Source organism: Pseudovibrio exalbescens, assembly GCF_028737195.1.
Classification (GTDB): domain Bacteria; phylum Pseudomonadota; class Alphaproteobacteria; order Rhizobiales; family Stappiaceae; genus Pseudovibrio; species Pseudovibrio zosterae.
Genome location: NZ_JAQZAJ010000002.1, coordinates 762,374 through 780,450 on the forward strand (window position 1 = coordinate 762,374; position 18,077 = coordinate 780,450).

At 56.5% G+C, this 18,077-nt stretch carries 13 protein-coding genes; 4 read left to right on the forward strand and 9 right to left on the reverse strand.

The window, feature by feature from the left end:
- Positions 1 to 113 precede the first annotated feature (113 nt).
- Positions 114 to 1,307: an anaerobic sulfatase maturase gene (locus PUV47_RS08785; RefSeq protein WP_274218149.1), complete on the reverse strand. Its 1,194-nt coding sequence runs from the start codon at positions 1,305 to 1,307 to the stop codon at positions 114 to 116.
- 50 nt (positions 1,308 to 1,357) lie between these two features.
- A complete protein-coding gene (pfkB, locus tag PUV47_RS08790; RefSeq protein WP_274218150.1) occupies positions 1,358 to 2,305 on the reverse strand; it encodes a 1-phosphofructokinase in 948 nt (315 codons plus the stop codon).
- Between the two features lie 204 nt (positions 2,306 to 2,509).
- Here pfkB and PUV47_RS08795 point away from each other — a divergent pair, with 204 nt between their 5' ends.
- Positions 2,510 to 3,712 (forward strand): hypothetical protein, encoded by a 1,203-nt coding sequence (locus PUV47_RS08795; protein WP_274218152.1) that lies wholly within the window; start codon positions 2,510 to 2,512, stop codon positions 3,710 to 3,712.
- 61 nt (positions 3,713 to 3,773) lie between these two features.
- On the opposite strand, the gene pheT is transcribed toward PUV47_RS08795, so the two are convergent.
- The 3 genes from pheT to PUV47_RS08810 all read right to left on the reverse strand — a co-directional run bounded on the left by pheT (position 3,774) and on the right by PUV47_RS08810 (position 11,062).
- Positions 3,774 to 6,191 (reverse strand): phenylalanine--tRNA ligase subunit beta, encoded by a 2,418-nt coding sequence (gene pheT, locus PUV47_RS08800; protein ID WP_274218153.1) that lies wholly within the window; start codon positions 6,189 to 6,191, stop codon positions 3,774 to 3,776.
- A 39-nt stretch (positions 6,192 to 6,230) separates the two neighbouring features.
- On the reverse strand, positions 6,231 to 7,313 hold the full coding sequence (gene pheS / locus PUV47_RS08805; protein WP_274218154.1) for a phenylalanine--tRNA ligase subunit alpha: 1,083 nt from the start codon (positions 7,311 to 7,313) through the stop codon (positions 6,231 to 6,233).
- Positions 7,314 to 9,427: 2,114 nt separating this feature from the next.
- Entirely contained in the window at positions 9,428 to 11,062 is a 1,635-nt protein-coding gene (locus PUV47_RS08810) for a hypothetical protein (RefSeq protein ID WP_274218155.1), read from the reverse strand.
- A gap of 325 nt (positions 11,063 to 11,387) precedes the next feature.
- Here PUV47_RS08810 and msrB point away from each other — a divergent pair, with 325 nt between their 5' ends.
- Entirely contained in the window at positions 11,388 to 11,834 is a 447-nt protein-coding gene (gene msrB, locus PUV47_RS08815) for a peptide-methionine (R)-S-oxide reductase MsrB (protein WP_274218157.1), read from the forward strand.
- Positions 11,831 to 12,337: a peptide-methionine (S)-S-oxide reductase MsrA gene (msrA, locus tag PUV47_RS08820; RefSeq protein WP_274218158.1), complete on the forward strand. Its 507-nt coding sequence runs from the start codon at positions 11,831 to 11,833 to the stop codon at positions 12,335 to 12,337. The genes msrB and msrA overlap by 4 nt, the downstream gene beginning before the upstream one ends.
- Before the next feature lie 87 nt (positions 12,338 to 12,424).
- Here msrA and PUV47_RS08825 read toward each other — a convergent pair whose 3' ends face one another.
- The 4 genes from PUV47_RS08825 to lepA all read right to left on the reverse strand — a co-directional run bounded on the left by PUV47_RS08825 (position 12,425) and on the right by lepA (position 17,141).
- Positions 12,425 to 13,882 (reverse strand): DUF1566 domain-containing protein, encoded by a 1,458-nt coding sequence (locus PUV47_RS08825; RefSeq protein WP_274218159.1) that lies wholly within the window; start codon positions 13,880 to 13,882, stop codon positions 12,425 to 12,427.
- 192 nt (positions 13,883 to 14,074) lie between these two features.
- The gene (locus tag PUV47_RS08830; RefSeq protein WP_274218160.1) at positions 14,075 to 14,506 is read right to left on the reverse strand and encodes a DCC1-like thiol-disulfide oxidoreductase family protein; all 432 of its coding nucleotides are present in this window, start codon (positions 14,504 to 14,506) and stop codon (positions 14,075 to 14,077) included.
- A 146-nt stretch (positions 14,507 to 14,652) separates the two neighbouring features.
- Positions 14,653 to 15,234, reverse strand: a complete 582-nt coding sequence (locus PUV47_RS08835; RefSeq protein WP_274218161.1) for a PhnA domain-containing protein — start codon at positions 15,232 to 15,234, stop codon at positions 14,653 to 14,655.
- Positions 15,235 to 15,335: 101 nt separating this feature from the next.
- Positions 15,336 to 17,141, reverse strand: a complete 1,806-nt coding sequence (gene lepA / locus PUV47_RS08840; RefSeq protein WP_274218162.1) for a translation elongation factor 4 — start codon at positions 17,139 to 17,141, stop codon at positions 15,336 to 15,338.
- Positions 17,142 to 17,520: 379 nt separating this feature from the next.
- Between lepA and PUV47_RS08845 the strand changes: the two genes are divergently transcribed.
- A complete protein-coding gene (locus PUV47_RS08845) occupies positions 17,521 to 18,054 on the forward strand; it encodes a GNAT family N-acetyltransferase (RefSeq protein WP_274218163.1) in 534 nt (177 codons plus the stop codon).
- Positions 18,055 to 18,077 lie beyond the last annotated feature (23 nt).

Consider the following 18,077-nt stretch of genomic DNA (forward strand, 5'->3'; position numbering starts at 1 on the left):
CATGCCAATTTTGTGGAATTCTAATTTGCAAGAAGAGTGGGCTATTTACACTCAGTGCAAACTGGGGGGTCGCTCCTGCGGGCACAGGCAGTAGCGCCGGGTCACCAATTTGGTTAGCCCTTGGTTTTGTTGGGCTGCCGCCTCAGCAGCTCACGAATCTGCGGGGCTGACGCACCCTGTGCCTGAAGCATCGCAATTGTTCTGAGCCTTGCTCCCGCATGTTTGAAAAACATTTTGAAGCTTGGACAAAAGTAGTTCAGAGCATAACCACCGTCTCTGTCAGGCATGAAACGATGCTTGGGGCATCCCCCGTTACACGCCGAGACGAAAGAGCAGATTCGGCAATCAGTGGGCAACCCGGTTTGCTTGTTCTCCCCAAATCTGACTTGTGGTGCGCTGGTCGCCAGAGCGTCCAGCGGTGTTTCAAGAATGTTGCCCAACAGGTGCGTCGGGTAGACGAAGTGATCGCAGGAATAGAGGTCGCCATTGTGTTCCATGGCCAGTGCCTGGCCGCAGGTGGGAGCAAACGTGCAAAGCCATGAAGGCATGCCAATCATTGTGCCCATATGCACGTCAAACATCTGGACAGAAACCTCACCAATGTCGTTGGTGGCCCAGTCATCAAAGATGGCACACAGGAAGCGGCCATAAGCCTTTGGCGAGGCGCTCCATTTTGCCAGGTTCTTGGCTGTTCTGTGGCTTGGAAGGGCAAGCGATGCCGCTTCTTCAACGGCAGGGATGAACTGCAAGTGACGAAACCCTGCATCTTTCAAGAAGCGATAAACTTCCCGTGGGCGTCGCACATTGCCTTGGTGTACCACGGTCAGTGCGTTAACCGCCACTTCATGGCGGGCAAGGCGTTCTGCCGCTTCCATGACGCGCTTGAAGCTGGGGCGTTTGGCGCGGTCAACGCGGTAGGCGTCATGGATGGGCTCTGGTCCATCAATGCTGAGACCAATCAGGAAGCGGTGCTCGGCAAAGAATCGAGTCCAGTCATCATCCAGAAGCGTGCCATTGGTTTGAAATGCATTCTGAATAGTTACGTGGTCCGGCGCGTAGCGCATCTGCAACGCCACTACCTTTCGATAGAAAGCCAATCCTGAAAGAGCAGGCTCGCCACCTTGCCAGTTGAACCAGATCTCACGGAGACCGAGCGCAGCTTGTGATGCAATGAAGCCCGAGACATAGTGCTCCAACACCCCGTCGCTCATGGCAAAGCGCTTGCTATCCGCATAAAGCTCGTTCTTCTCGAGGTAAAAACAGTAGCCACAGTTGAGGTTGCACTGCGGGCCATTGGGTTTTGTCATCACCTGAAATGGCCAGCGGTGCTGAGTTAAACTGTTTTGCTTTGAGTGCATCATACAGGTGCGAGGCACACCGTCTGCGCCAGTTCCTCAACGCGCGCCACCTCCGGCAAGCGCGGTCCTACCTCGCCGAGTGCGCCGAGTGAGAAGCCCGTTGAGATCCGTGCCATCTCCCTCAGGTCGAAGCCGCGCACATGGGCGTGCACAAGGCCAGCTACCATGGCATCCCCAGCCCCCACCGTACTGGCGACATAGGGCGCAGCAGCAATGGCATGCACTGCCCCTTCCTCACTTACAAACACGGCACCGTCGCCGCCCATTGAAATGACGGCAAGACCAATGCCTTCCTGCACCAACTCACGCCCAGCAGCAGCGACCTCAACGGATGTCTCCAACCTTCCACCGAGGATGTAACGCAGCTCCTCCACGTTGGGTTTGACGACGTAAGGTTTTGCAGACAGGGCAACCCGCAAAGGCAAACCGCTTGTGTCTACCACCGTTTTGCAGCCGGCCATTCTGGCCCATTTGATAAAGCGCAGATAGCTGTCTTCCGGCAAGCCTTTGGGCAAGCTGCCAGCAAGCACCAACCAATCAAGCCCTTCTGCTGCAGAGACAATGAGTTGTCGTTCCACTGCTTCAAGGTCTGCTGCCGTCGCCGCCGGCCCCGGGAAGTTCAGGTCGGTAATTCGGTTGGTGTCGTGATCGACGATTTTGATGTTTGTGCGCGTTGCGCCGCTAACACGACTGAAATCGTCGACGATGCCTAACTCGCTAAAATGACGCGTGAAAAGCTTGTCGTTGTCCTCTCCCAATAGGCCGAGAACGGTCACTTTGTGCTTGTAGTGCGCCAGAAAGGAGGCGACGTTCACGCCTTTGCCACCGGCATCCGTTCGGGAGCTGATGGCACGATTGACCGTATCAAGTGAAAAGCCGGGGGCCAGGACGGTCTGGTCAACAGCCGGGTTCAGTGTGACTGTTGCAATGCGGGGAGCTGGGCTCATGTTGTGCGTCCTCTGGGAGTTACCTTTGGACATATTCTAGGCAAAACACTCGCAGTTTCACCTGCGGAGCTTTGCGGACCATAACCGAAGCATCAAAGCGGCGGTCCCCAGCCATTTTTAACCATGGCGCGTTTTCGGGGTGCTGGCGATGCAAAATGGCAGATACACTTGTCTCAGTATCCTTAAATTAGTCAGAGTAGAAACATGAGCCGCATTCTGAAGTTGTTTTTCATCACTCTCGTTTGCGCAATTGGCTGGCCAGCTTTTTCTAACGCTAGTCAGCTACAGCTTTCCGGTGATGCGCGCTGGTTGGTATTGGCGGCGCGGGAAGACCGGCAAGACGCTATCATGGAAGCACGGGAAAGCAGCTATTTTCTGCCTAGAACCTTTGTGGTGCGCGCAAAAAACGGCTGGTATGCCATTCTCTCAGGGCCTGTTCAGGCGCAGACTATGGAGCAAATTCGCAAAGCTGACTACGCCAACGCTGTGCCTGAAGATGCGTACCTTTCCAAAGGAAGCAATTATCGTGAGTTGATTTGGTCCTCGCCTGAGATGGTGCGTGTGGAGCTTGATGGCAACGCCAGCGCCTCAGCCCAACTTGAAAACCTGAAGGTGGAGGTGGTTCGAAAAGATGCGGAAGGCAACCCGAGCGACGGGGAAGACTTCGTTGAAACCTTCCTCGATATCACGCTCCATGACGCAAACGGGGCGCCACTTTATGCGCTAAAAACGGATACGGATGTGTATTCGTCCTTCGGTAACTCATTGGAAATGATGAGAATATTACCAGACACGCCCTATCCTCAGGTGATTGTGCGCCGCTACACCGGCGGGGCACACTGCTGTATCGACACGTCCATTCTGACCATGGACGAGGAGAACAACTGGGTGACCGTGCGCGCCGGGACCTTTGACGCTGGCGCTGACTATCGGGTGTTTGATCTTGACGGCGATGGGACGCTTGAGCTCCTGACTGTCGATCAGAGTTTCTTCTACTTGTTCGCCCCTTATGCTGGTAGTTTTGCGCCGCTGGAGATACAGCGCCTTGAAGGTACGAAGCTCGTCAACGTAAGTGCCGATCCTGCATATCGTGGTGAATTCATAAGCGAACTCAATAGTTTGGAGGAGTATGCCAATGAGCGTGCAGACCTCTGGAATGCAAACGGCTTTTTAGCAGCCTGGGCGGCGGTGAAGACCCGCCTCGGTGACTTTATCCCCGCTCTTGCCCGTGTGACCGAAAGCCATGGTCCTTCCGATGGTTTTGGTGTTCGTGTCTGCCCAGATGGAAGCAACATTGAAAACTGCTCCTATGAACAATCCGTCGTTCTGCCATTCCCCGCAGGTCTCACCGTGCATCTGGTGCAACAAGGCTATCTTGCATCCGGCGCTGCCGAGAGCCCTCAGTAACGCAACAAAAAACGCGGCATCAAATGACGCCGCGTCCTTTTAGTCTTTTAAAATCAGTCTTTTAACTGCGAAGCGCGCCGCCGGTGGATTTCGCAACTGCCTGTACGATCTTTGCAGAGACAGCCTCGATATCCTCATCGGTGAGGGTCTTCTTGGTTGGCTGCAGCATCACGTCAATGGCGAGCGAACGCTGGCCTTCTGGAACGCCTTGGCCTTCGTAGATATCGAAGAGCGTCACATCCACGATCAGCGCCTTGTCTGCACCGCGTGCAGCTCGCAGCAGCTTCTCAACCGGCACACCCTTGTCGACCACGAAAGCATAGTCGCGGCGAACGGGCATAAGATCAGGGGCCACAAACGCGCCCTTGGACTTGGTCGGCTTCTTCTTTGGCTCTGGAGCTGCGTCCACAAAGATCTCGAAGGCCACCAAAGGACCTTCAATATCAAGGTCTTCCAGCGTTTGCGGGTGAATTTCACCGAAATACGCCAAGGTGTTCTTTGGTCCCATCTTCAGCGCGCCGGAGCGGCCCGGATGGTAATAGGACGGTGCATCGGTGAAGACCATCAGCTTGTCTGTTGCAACACCAATGGCGCTCAGGGCTGCTTCCGCATCGGCTTTGGCATCGAACACATGAACCGCCTCGGAGTTGCCAGACCAGTGACGACCTGCGCCATCCAGAACGGCGGTGCCGCGGCGTACGCCGGAGACCATAACCTTTTGATCTTTCTCGGAATCTCCGAGGAAAACCTGCCCAACTTCGAAGAGCGCAACATCCGGGAAACCGCGGTCCGCGTTGCGCTGTGCTGCTGCCAAAAGACCTGGCAGAAGGGAAGGGCGCATGTCGGACATGTCTGCGGAAATCGGGTTCGCCAGCTTCAGTTCCGGCTGGCCACCACCGAAAACTTCCGCGTGTGCAGCGGGGATAAAGGACCAGGTCACCGCCTCATCCAGACCGCGCGCAGCAAGGGCACGGCGGGCGTTTGAGCGGCGAATCTGACTGGTTGTCAGTACCTTCTGGGAGACAGGCTCCATGCGTGGCAGCGTAGCGGACGGCACCTTGTCGATGCCGACGATGCGCATAACTTCTTCCACCAGATCTGCTTTGCCGTGAACATCTGGACGCCAGCTTGGCGGGGAAACCTTCACAACATCGCCAGTTCCGGAGACCCAGAAGCCGAGCATGGTCAGAACGGCCTTGATTTCTGCATGGGAAACTTCGAGTCCGGAAAGGCGCTTCACTTCCGAATACGGGAAGTCGATCATGCGCTCTTCCTGCGGGATTTCCCCGGTCAGCTTTGGCGCGCTTGGCTCGCCGCCACAAAACTCCACAGCGAGTTTCGTTGCAAGATCAAGGCCTTCCATTGTGTAGGTTGGGTCAACGCCGCGCTCAAAGCGGTAGCGCGCATCGGTAGATATGCCCAGCTTGCGTCCTGTGCGTGCGATGGTCAATGGGTTCCAGAGCGCCGATTCGATGATCACGTTGGTGGTGTTCTCATCACAGCCGCTCACTTCGCCGCCCATGATGCCACCAAGAGACTCAACGCCGTTGTCGTCAGCAATCACAACAACACTTTCGTCTACCTGGTAGGTCTTGCCATCAAGGCCAACAAGTTCTTCGCCCTGTTTGCCGTAACGTACTACCAGATCGCCAGAAACCTTATCCGCATCAAACACATGGAGCGGGCGTCCCTGATCGAAAGTGATGTAGTTGGTGATGTCCACGAGGGCATTAATCGGACGCAGGCCAATGGCAACCAGGCGCTTTTGCAGCCACTTCGGAGACGGGCCATTCTTGACGCCGCGCACAACGCGGTAACCAAACGCCGGGCAATCCTCGGTGGTTTCGCCCAGCTCAATGCGCACATTCACGTTTGCGTCGAAGTTTGCGTTGAATTGCGTTTTTTCCGTATTTTTGAGCGTGCCAAGGCCAGAAGCTGCAAGGTCGCGTGCAATGCCATGAACACCCGCGCAGTCAGGGCGGTTTGGCGTCAGACCAATCTCGATGACAGGGTCATCCAGACCTGCATACTGAACATAGGGAACACCCACAGGTGCGTCCTCTGGCAAGTCGATGATGCCATCATGCTCGTCAGACAATTCCAGCTCGCGCTCGGAAGCCATCATGCCGAAGCTTTCCACGTCGCGAATCTTGCCAACGGACAGGGTGACATCAAGACCGGGAACATAATCGCCCGGCTTGGCGAACACGCCCTTCAGACCGGTGCGGGCGTTTGGCGCGCCGCATACCACCTGCACAGGTTCGCCCTCGCCAGTGTCTACTTTCAGAACGCGCAGACGGTCTGCATTCGGGTGCTGCACCGCTTCCAGAACATGGGCAATGCGGAAACTGCCAAGACGATCGGCCGGGTTGGTGACTTCCTCAACCTCCAGACCAATCATGGTCAACCGTTCAAGGATCTCTTCAAGGCTAGCGTCGGTCTCAAGATGGTCCTTGAGCCAGGAAAGAGTGAATTTCATGTCTCTTCTCTTTAATAGCGTGCGATCAGGACCGCGGGGTTATCGGGAGAGGCCAGCCATCAGGCTTGGCATGTCGAGCGGACGGAAGCCGTAATGCTTCAGCCAGCGCACATCCGCGTCAAAGAAGGCACGCAGATCCGCCATGCCGTACTTGAGCATGGCCAGACGGTCGATGCCCATTCCCCACGCAAAGCCCTGATAAACATCAGGATCCAGACCGCAGTTGCGCAGCACATTCGGGTGAACCATGCCGCAGCCCAGAATTTCCATCCAGTCTTCGCCTTCGCCGATCTTCACCTCAGCGCCGGAGCGGTCGCACTTCACGTCCACTTCCATGGACGGTTCGGTGAACGGGAAGAAACTTGGGCGGAAGCGCAGCTCCACATTCTCCACCTCGAAGAACGCCTTGAGGAACTCTTCCAATGTGCCCTTCAGGTGACCAATATGGGTGGTCTTGTCGATCACAAGGCCTTCCATCTGGTGGAACATGGGTGTGTGGGTCTGGTCGCTGTCACAGCGATAGGTCCGACCCGGAATGATGATGCGCAGCGGTGGCTCCTGATTGCGCATGGTGCGAATCTGAACCGGAGACGTGTGGGTGCGCAGCAACAGGCGCTCGCCGTCTTCCTTCGGATTAAAGAAGAAGGTGTCATGCATCTCGCGGGCCGGGTGGCCCTCCGGGAAGTTCAGCGCAGTGAAGTTCAGCTCATCGGTTTCGATGTCCGGGCCTTCGGCAACGGAAAAGCCCATATCGGAAAAAATCGCGGTGAGCTCTTCGGTCACCTGAGAGACCGGGTGAATGCGGCCGCTCTCCGCTGGCGCAACGCGCAGCGGCTGGGTCACATCAATGGTCTCGCTGGCAAGGCGGGCCTCAAGGGCTTCTTTTTTCAAGACTTCCTTGCGCGCGGCAATGGCATCGCCCACACGGGTCTTGAGCCCGTTCAGGGCCGGACCCATTTCCTTGCGCTCTTCGGGAGACATCTTGCCAAGAGTCTTCATCTTTTCAGAGACAGACCCCTTCTTGCCAAGGGCAGCAACGCGCACATCTTCCAGCGCAGCCTCGGTGGTGGCCGCGTCAATGGCGGCGGAGATCTCGGCTTCGAGAGTTTGAAGGTCGGACATAATCCCTCAAAGGTTTGCAGCTTCGCCCATTGCGGGCGATCATCATATGAAAATCGTGGAGTGTGTTTTAGCAGAAATGCCAGCGCTTTCCAGTGCCACACCCCCAGCTTTTGGCAGTTTTTGCCGCAAAGCGAAATAGCCGGTGTAACCCGTTGCAAAATACGGATCATGCCATGCGATCAGGGAGAGGCAAGGGAGAGGTATTAGGCGGCATGCCTGCGGCGTGGTGGGCGCGGTCGCTGCCTCAGCCACACCGGGTCATAAATCGCCCGCATGCCGGTCCAGAATTGAGCCGGGCCTGAACATCTTTGAAGATGATCACGTGCAGGGACATGTCATGCGCCTTGAGTGGTTGCAGATGCGCGAAACCTAGCAGAGCTTCGGGCGCTGGGGCAAGATGTTTTCTGGATCCCGGCTCGGAGGCCGGGATGACGGCGGGCAAAGGGGCACGTCTTTGTGGATCCCGGATGTGCGCTTCGCTTCTCCGGGATGACGCAGGGTGTGAGGGGCAGGGCTGGGGCCATCAATCTAGTGTGGGGCACGCGCGGACCTTAAACCTAGTGTGTGGTACGGCTGTACTTTTATCTCAGGCGTCATCCCGCGCTTGACGCGGGATCCAGAGCCGCGGAAAAGCATGCCATGGGTTTCACCGCCAGTGTTGACCAAAAGCGTGACCTTGTGCGGGTCGGGGCGGCTGGTGGATCCCGGCTCGGGGGCCGGGATGACGGGCAGGGGAGTGGTCGAGGTTCTGCGGTCACACCGGGGTTGGTGCGTGGTTCTGCTAGGTGAAGTGCTCGCACCATAGCTCGCGTGCCGTGCTTCGTGCTGATAGCCTATTGTGTAGTGCTGCAGTTGAGCTGTCAGCCCCTTGCTCAGGATCCCGGATGTGCGCTTCGCTTCTCCGGGATGACGCGGGGGAGTGGTCGAGGTTCTAGCCTTAAACCTAGTGTGGGGCAGTTCTGGGCCTTCAACCTGATGTGAGGCAGGGCTGGGGCCATCAATCTAGTGTGGGGCACGCGCGGACCTTAAACCTAGTGTGGGGCATGGTCGAGCTTTTATCTCAGGCGTCATCCGGCGCTTGACGCGGGATCCAGTGTCGCGCGGAAAAGCGTGCGAAGGAGTTCACCATCAGTCGCTGCCAGAAGCGTGAACCTGTGCAATTCGCGCCTTCCGGTTGGATCCCGGCTCGGTGGCCGGGATGACAGGAAGGGGAGTGGTCGAGGTCCTAGCCTTCAACCTAGTGTGAGGTATGGCTGTGCCTTTATCTCAGGCGTCATCCCGCGCTTGACGCGGGATCCAGAGTCGCAGGTGAAGGCGTGCGAAGGAGTTCACCATCAGTCGTTGCCGCAAGCATGACTTTGTCCGGGTCGGGGTGTCTGGTGGATCCCGGCTCGGTGGACGGGATGACGGGCAGAGGGAGTGGTCGAGGTCCTGCGGTCACAGCGGGGTTGGTGCGTGGTTCTATCAGGTGGAGTGCTCGCACCATAGCTCACTCGCCGTGTGACGTGTGCCGTGCTGATAGCCTATTGTGTAGTGCTGCAGTTGAGCTGTCAGCCCCTTGCTCTGGATCCCGGATGTGCGCTTCGCTTCTCCGGGATGACGCAGGGTGTGTGGGGCAGTGCTGGGCCTTCAACCTGATGTGAGGCAGGGCTGGGGCCATCAATCTAGTGTGGGGCACGCGCGGACCTTAAACCTAGTGTGAGGTACGGCTGTGCCTTTATCTCAGGCGTCATCCCGCGCTTGATGCGGGATCCAGAGTCGTTCGGAAGAGCGTGCCATGGGTTTCACCGCCAGTGTTGACCACAAGCGTGAACCTGTGCAATTCGCGCCTTCCGGTTGGATCCCGGCTCGGAGGCCGGGATGACGGGCAGGGGGAGTGGTCGAGGTTCTGTGGTCACACCGGGGGTGGTGCGGGGTTCTGGTTCCGCCAGGTGGAGTGCTCGCACCATAGGTCGCGTGCTTTGTCCCGCGCTTCGCTTCTCCGGGATAACGGATGGAGGGGGCGTTTCTCTGTCAACTTGGTGCGGGGCGTTGGTAAACAGCCCTCGCGGTTTGGGCGTTGCGGGACAAAGAAGAAGGGCCGCCACGGTGTGACGGCCCGAATGGGTGAGGCTTTAGACAAAGTCTGCCAAGAAGCCTGTCGAGTAGTTGTGAAAGTCAATCTGGTCGACGTTATAGTTCCAGAATGAGCCTTCAACATCACCGAGGCCTTGGCCGCGCTGCCAGTTCAGGTTTTCGGCAACATCTGTACTATCGATACTGTGAATGACTTCTCTGACCGTGAAACGATCGAAGTTGAAGTCAGTTCCATTAAAATCGTTGTTGCGCTCCCCTCTGACGTGCCAAGTGATGAACTCGCGGTCTGTGTTACCGATCCAGCCTTGCTCGAAATACGTCATATTGTAGACGTCAAATCCGAGGTCTTCCACAAGGCCCGGGTCGAAATGGGTCTTCCGGTCCGCTACCGCCTCAATGTGCGCGCGAAGCGCAATGGAGTTGGCAAGGTCCGTGTATTCATCGAAGGCTTTGTTGAGGGATACCTTGAGATTGCGTGTATCGGCACCGCTGCCCTCCAGGTCCTCAATCACGCGTTTTCCGATTTCGAAAACATCTTCAATGCGCTCCAGATGCTCGATGCGTTGAATTGTGTCAGGATCGACGCCGTTATCGCCCAAGCCCTCTTTCCTCATGCGAAGCGAGGCTGCCGCTGTGCTCTCGATTGCCCCTGCAAGAGACAGGACATCGCTCGACATGAGGCTGGTGCCGATGGATGTCAAAGAGCTGACCAGTGTCAGGAAGGCCGCAGCGTTTGGGCTCCCTTCCCCAGCATCATGTTGATCGTCGGCTTGATCCCAAACCTTCGTTTGCCACTGTTCAAAGCTGTTCGTCCAGTTGTCAAAGGTCACTTTAAGGTTGTTGATCAGAGCGTCGTGGCCAGCCTTGTAATTGCTGTACTTGAACGCCTTGTCGTCGAGCGTTGAGATAAAAGCGTCTGCGTTTCCTTGCAGGGTTGCCAGTCGAACGTCTATCTGGTCAAAAAGCTCGTGGTAGCTTGAAAACTCTCTTTGAGTGATGTTCGAGCCCTGGATCCGACCCACGGCGTTGGCCGCGTTCAGATCTGATCGGTCGGCATAGGTGAAGACGTTCACCTCCAAATCGTCGAGGCCCCAAGCTGCGTCCTTGCCGTTGTTGTTGGAGCCCTTGTTGTATCGCAGCGCCATGTAGAATGGGTCATCCAGCGCCGTGTAAATGGTGTCGGGGCTGAAGAAGTCTCGGTCGAGTTTGATGCTGTAATGGTACTTCTGGTCGCGATCAGCCCAAACCTCGGAGCCGCCGCTGCCGTCGATATCAATGTTGGAATCGAGCAGTTTGCGATCCCATGAATAATTCTCTCCAGAACCTGAGCCGTCACGATCGGTGCGCGTGTAGGAAAAAGTTCCGAGACGAAATGTCTCTTCAAAATTGGCTGGCCCGCCGAAAATCGTGATGTCGAGGCCGTTGCCATATGTTTTGCCATACTCATAAAAGTCGAAATCGACGGTAACGTAGGCGATGTTGCTCTGATCTATGCCCTTATCAATGGCATCCTTTGAATAAAACTGGTCAACGCTGCCAGTGGTGCCGGTCCAGACCCGATCACGGCTGTCAAAGCCGTCTTCAAATGTCTTCAGTCGCCCGTTGCCACCCGGTATGCTTGCAAGGCCTACGTTGATAAAGCCGCTATCAAATCCAGCATCAATTAGAGACATCCAATTCCTCCTCAAGTAATGAGTTAACGCAGGGGGTTGTTGAATAAAATTAAAATATAAATCCCCTTACGTATGGAGACATTGGATGAGTTGCATATGTAACGCTTACATTCAATAGTTGCTTGTTGGATTATGATTTAATTTATTCTTATGAATACAGTCGATTTGATCATAGTTATTTATATTTTATGCGTACCGCATATTTGACGGGTAAGAAGTTTGGGAGGGTTTCACATCCCCCTCACAACATTGTTTCTTCGAGACGCTTCCCCATATGGTAAGGAACCAAACTCTTGAGATTTCGCCGAGTGGAGGATGAGAGGGGATGACCTATAAAAAGTCACCGGAAGCACTGAACAATCTGACGCCCGAGCAGCATTATGTAACCCAGCAGAACGGCACGGAACGGCCGTTCACGGGCCAATATAACGACCATAAGGAGCCGGGCATTTACGTGGATATCGTCTCTGGCGAACCGCTGTTTGCCTCTGCCCACAAGTTTGAAAGTGGGTGCGGCTGGCCAAGCTTTACCAAGCCAATCGAGCCCGCCCATGTTCAAGAGCTTTCCGACACCAGCCACGGGATGATCCGTACTGAAGTGCGCTCCACGCATGGGGACAGCCACTTGGGGCACGTGTTTCCAGACGGGCCGCGAGAGCATGGCGGTCTGCGCTACTGCATCAATTCGGCCGCGTTGCGGTTCATCCACCGGGATGACATGGAGGCCGAGGGCTACGGGGCCTATCTCGATCAAGTGGAGGACGTAAAATGAGTGAGCGTGCAGTTCTGGCAGGCGGGTGTTTCTGGGGAATGCAGGACCTGATCCGCAAGCTGCCGGGCGTTGAGAAGACCCGCGTGGGGTATACGGGCGGCGATGTGCCAAACGCGACCTATCGCAACCACGGCACCCACGCTGAAGGAATTGAGATCGTTTATGATCCGGAGAAAATCAGCTACCGGCAATTGCTGGAATTCTTCTTCCAGATTCACGACCCGACCACGCTGAACCGGCAGGGTAATGACATCGGCATGTCCTACCGCTCTGCGATCTACTATGTGGACGAGGAGCAGAAAAAAATCGCCCTCGACACCATCGCGGATGTGAATGCATCAGGCTTGTGGCCGGGCAATGTTGTGACAGAGCTGGAGCCGGTGGGCGACTTCTGGGAAGCCGAACCGGAGCATCAGGATTATCTTGAGCGCATCCCGAACGGGTATACCTGCCACTATCCGCGCAAAGACTGGGTGCTGCCAAAGCGGAAAGCAGCCGAGTAAGAGACAGGGAAAAGAGGCCCGATAACCGCCAAGTAAGCGGCGTGACTACCGGGCCTCAAGGTATCCAGGCCTCATGGGCGGCGCAGGTCAGTGCCAAAGTGGGCGCTTACCTCTTGGCGCATCTGGCCGCTTATGGCCCGGGGGTGGAGGGCGTTGTCCCTCACCTGCATTCTGGGGCCGTTGCCTCTGAGCGCTCTGTGAGACCTCATAGGTTTCTGCAGGACGCCGCGTCTGTTTGAGCTGGGCAACAAGGATTGCGCCACCTGCGACGCAGCGGGCAAAGTTTTCAATGCGAATGGCATCCCCTTGCGGGCCAAAGCCCTGAGCGTAGTCCGTGGCGTTTCCGGTGATCGGGTCGCTGCGCTGCGAACCTGCCCCATGTACATCCAGCCAGCTGCCGCGCATGTTTCCAAGGGAACGGCCAAAGGCAACATACGCCCCACCGAATTTGCGTGACGTGGTGCGGTGAATGGTGCTGGACCAATATTGAGCAAAGTCCTGCTGCCCGGCTTCATTGCGGATAGGCGTTGCGTCAAAAACGGGATTGATGGCAGCACTGCGGCTGGTATCCGGAGAGCGGGAATAGTCAACGATTGATTGAAGCTCTTTGACGTTGGGAAGCCGCCAGTCGTTGCGACCTCCAAGGCGCAAGCTTTCGCAGTAGGCCAGTGCTTCAGTCCACCTCAAGGCTTTGGTGCTGTCTTGCTGTTGCCACGTGAGGCCGGTGGCGCGATCCAGTACCGTACCATCTTTCTGATCCCTGAAGGCGTTGCGGCCATAGGTCGTCTTACCCCGCACCAGCAGCACATAGAATGTCTTTTCACCGTGCGGGGATGAGGTGCCATAGCCCTTGATGCGACCGTCGATGAAGTTCACACCAAAGTAGGTGGTGTCGCCGCGCATGGTGGTGGAGACATAGCGGCTGGAGGTGATGAACTGGCTGTCGATGAGGCGTTCTCCCGACTTCGTATCACCGGGCCCGAAACCGAACACGCGGCTGTCGATGAAGGGAATTGCGGAAAGGGTGCGGGACCGGCTGGGGCCGCTCACATCCTGACCATCAAACTGAATGAGAGAGTATAGCTCTTTGATGGTGGGCAAGCGCCAGTCTGAGTGACCGCCAATCGTTGCGGCATCAGCATAGCGTTTGGCCTCCGCAACAGTGAGCTTGTCGGAGGCGTTGATCGCGCCGTCGCCATTCAGGTCTGTTGTTTGGCTCCACATCAGTTGGGTCACGTTGTCGGTCACCGTGCCGCTGCCTTTGGCGTAGCTCGGGGCGTTGCCTTGATACTGCGCATCTTGACCAAAGGCGGTTTTGCCCGCGCTAGGGCACGACGGCAACTCACCGTTTGTCCCGAAACACAGTGAGGCACCGGTGTCCACGATTGGGTAGGACAGCGAGCCTTGCGTGGCCTCTGCGGCTTCAACGGGAAACAGCGTTAGCGAAAGGCTGGCGGCAAGAAGGTTGTTGATGAGCCATGCGCGGGGCTTCGAGCGAGGCTTCGGTCGGCTGTAGGGTAGCAAGGGCCGAATAGGGGCGGGCATAAGGGGTCCTCCTTGGGATAAAAGGAAGCGCCACCACCGTTGGTTCAGAGCAAATCAAAGGTGATGCCGCCAATTCCTGAGGCAAACCCTAAGGAAGGCGCTGGGCCGATCCTATCGAAACCTTGTAAGAAAGTGCATCAAGCAAAGCTGTGTCTGTTACAGTTTCAGAACGAGGCGGGAACAAACCCAGCATTAACTGCGGATCTTGCGGTGCCCAAGCAGTTTCAAGGTTCCATTGCGAAGTGCACGCAGCACCGGGTAGGCCAGTCGTGCGCGCTGCTGCGAGCGAAACAACCAGCGGTTCAGGCGGTTGAAACCAGTAGAGCCGGTGGCCAAAAGCGCGATGAGATGGAGCGCGTCGCTGCCCGCATACTCCCGGCCCTGATAGTGAGCGACCATGGTTTGATCAATATCGATGCCTCTGGACATGAGGTCTGCGACGATCTGCGGATGAGCGCGGGCATCAATCAGTGTGACCGTGCGCCCTTCCTCTCGTAGCTCAAGCAAAGTGGTGTAGCGCTGGCAAAACGGGCAGGCCCCGTCGTAAATCAGCGTGAGGGTGTCGGTGGCCCCGTCATGAAGCAAGCGGCTGTGCGTGTCTGGAATGCTCTTGCTGTTGCTCATAGAGGTTCTGCCCAACGCGCCCCAGGTGTTCTAAAATCCATACTGCGCTTGCACAGTGTTTCGCTCTCGGCTGGGTAAGCGTTGCAACGAAAACTACGTTTGTAGTCCAAATATAGCGGCGGCCGCAGGGGCCGCCAGCTCTGTTCTTAGTTCTTCTTCACAAACTCGGTGAGGATGACAATGCGTTGGTCGTTGACACGGCCTTCAATGTGGCTTGCGTTGTCTGGCACGAGGGCAATATTGCGCACTGCGGTGCCGCGCTTGGCTGTAAAACCTGCGCCCTTTACTTTCAGATCCTTGATGAGAGTGACGGTGTCACCAGCGCTCAAAACGGCACCATGGGTGTCCTTGTGAACGATGGCGTCTTCGTCGTCACCTGCGGGCTCAAGACCTGCTTCCGCCCAGCTCTGGGTTTCTTCATCCAAGTAGATCATCTCAAGAAGATCCTGTGCCCAAGTCTCTGCGGACAGCTTTTTCAGCATGCGCCATGCGGTGACCTGAACCGGTGCCTCTGTGCTCCAAGCGCTTTCGTTGAGGCAACGCCAATGAGTGCCGTCCAGCTCTGCTGCACCCGTCATCTGATCACTGCAGGTTTGGCAGGCAAGAAGCGCACGGTCTGCCGTGTCGTCTGCGTCCGGTCCAACCGGAAACACGCTCAGGTTTTCGCTGGCGCCACACAATTCACACTTGTCTCCGGCGCGGGCGCGCAGGTCTGTTTCCAATGACATGGTCTAGGTACCTTTCCCGATCTCTCTGGGCTTGAAACGAAAAGACCGGCCTCTTTGCAGGCCGGTCTCTTTAATGCTGTTAGCGGCGCAACGGCTGTTGCTCAGTCATCCATCTTCAGGGCCTGAATGAAGGCTTCCTGAGGGATTTCCACCTTGCCGAACTGGCGCATTTTCTTTTTACCCGCCTTCTGTTTTTCCAGAAGTTTGCGTTTACGGGTGGCGTCACCGCCATAACACTTGGCCGTCACGTCCTTACGCAGAGCCGCAATGGTTTCACGGGCGATCACCCGGCCGCCAATGGCTGCCTGAATAGGGATCTTGAACATGTGACGTGGGATCAGATCCTTCAGCTTCTCCACCATGGCACGGCCACGACGCTCTGCCTGAGAGCGGTGAACCAGAACGGAGAGCGCATCCACCGGCTCTTCGTTGACCAAAATGGACATCTTGACCAGATCACCTTCGCGATAATCGCTGATGGTGTAGTCAAAGGAAGCGTAGCCCTTGGAGATTGACTTGAGGCGGTCATAGAAGTCGAAGACCACTTCGTTGAGCGGCAGGTCGTAAACAACCATGGCGCGGCTGCCCACATAGGACAGATCAATCTGCAAACCACGACGTTCCTGACAAAGTTTCAGGATCGGGCCGAGATACTCGTCCGGCGTCATGATGTTGGCGCGGATCCAGGGCTCACTGATGTCGCGGATCTTCACAATGTCAGGCATGTCTGCCGGGTTGTGAAGCTCAACATCCGTGCCGTCGGTCAGCGTCATCTGGTAGACCACCGAAGGCGCGGTCGCAATCAGGTCCAGATTGAACTCACGAGACAGGCGCTCCTGAATGATCTCAAGGTGCAGGAGACCGAGGAAGCCACAACGGAAACCAAAGCCAAGCGCAGCCGAGGTTTCCATTTCGAAAGAGAACGAGGCATCGTTCAGGCGCAGCTTGCCCATGGCAGCGCGCAGGTCTTCAAAGTCGTTGGCGTCCACCGGGAACAAGCCGCAGAACACCACCGGCTGGGCAGGTTTGAAACCTGGCAGAGCTTCGGTGCATCCCTTTTTGTCCGTGGTGATGGTGTCACCCACGCGCGTATCTGCCACTTCCTTGATGGAAGCTGTGAGCACGCCGATTTCACCCGGACCGAGGCGGTCCGTTGCCACGAAGGCCGGGGTCATGACACCGACCCGATCAACCGGGTACACGGCACCGGTGCCCATCATCTTGATGGTGTCGCCCTTTTTCAGCTCGCCATCAATGATGCGAACGAGCACCATGACGCCGAGATAGGTGTCGTACCAGCTGTCCACCAGCATGGCCTTGAGCGGTGCATCCGGATCACCCTGCGGTGCTGGAAGCTGGGTGACGATTGCTTCCAGAACATCAGGAATGCCAAGGCCCGTCTTCGCAGAAATCTCAACGGCGCTGGACGTATCGAGGCCGATGACGTCCTCAACCTGTTCCTTGATGCGCTCTGGTTCAGCGGCAGGAAGGTCTACCTTGTTCAGCACCGTGACGATCTCGTGATCGTTGTCGATTGCCTGATAAACGTTAGCGAGGGTCTGCGCTTCCACGCCCTGGGAGGCATCAACCACGAGCAGGGAGCCTTCAACCGCAGCGAGGGAGCGAGAAACTTCATAGGCAAAGTCCACGTGACCTGGTGTGTCGATCAGGTTCAACGTGTATTCAATGCCGTCATTTGCCTTGTAGATCAGGCGAACGGTCTGAGCTTTGATGGTGATGCCGCGCTCACGCTCGATATCCATGGAATCGAGCACCTGCTCCTTCATCTCACGCTGGGTGAGAGTGCCGGTGGACTGGATGAGGCGATCAGCCAAGGTAGATTTACCGTGGTCGATGTGCGCGACAATAGAGAAATTTCGAATATTGGACAGGGTTTTCGTCGTCATGGCCGCTCAATTACCACCGCTTGGCAGGAAGGCAAAGCGGATAATAGGAGGAAGCTGCGTTTTTTTGGCAGTTTTTCAAGAGCTCTGTATACGAGTTCTTCGTCTTCGGGCAAACGAAAAAGGGCGGCAAGGATGCCACCCGTCGTCACGTCTACACAAGCCGCGATCAGAAGTCGTCGCATAGTGCCTTCCCAACTGTGTGATCTTCGAGATCGGGGCTGCCCGAAATGCTGCTTGCAGAGCCACCATTGCTTGCTGGGGCCTTGATCTCGAAATCTATCGAGAGCGAGCAGCATCCGCAGAGTGTGCTGAAGTTCCTCCCCTGCTTGCATGCCAATTGTGTCTCGCGGTAAGAGAAGAAAAACACGAAGGGGATGCAATGAAAATTCGCTCAGCAACATATGACGACCTGCCAGCGCTGTTGATGATCCATAACGATGCGGTTCGCAACTCGGCCGCAATCTGGCTGGTACAGGAAGATACACTGGAGGAGCGCAAGGCTTGGCTAGAGGGGCGCTGGGCCAAAGGATATCCGGTGTATGTGGCTGAAAGCGATGACGGTACTTTCCTTGGTTACGCGTCCTTCGGGCCGTACAAGGAAAAGTCTGGCTATGACCTGACGGTCGAGCATTCCGTTTATGTGATGGCGGAAGCGCAAGGAAGCGGCGCGGGGTCAGCTTTGCTCAACGCGCTGATCGAAAAAGCAAAGGTCGATGGGTACCATGTGATGATCGCTGGCATCGACAGCGAGAACACCGGTTCGATCCGCTTTCACGAGCGTTTTGGCTTTCACACGTCGGGCGTCGTGCGAGAGGTCGGCTTCAAGTACAACCGCTGGCTCGATCTCGTGATCATGAGTCTCATTCTCGATGAGACAGCAAAGCCTCCCGTGCACAACTACGTCCAGCCCTGAACCAAGTTTGGAAAGGCACAATC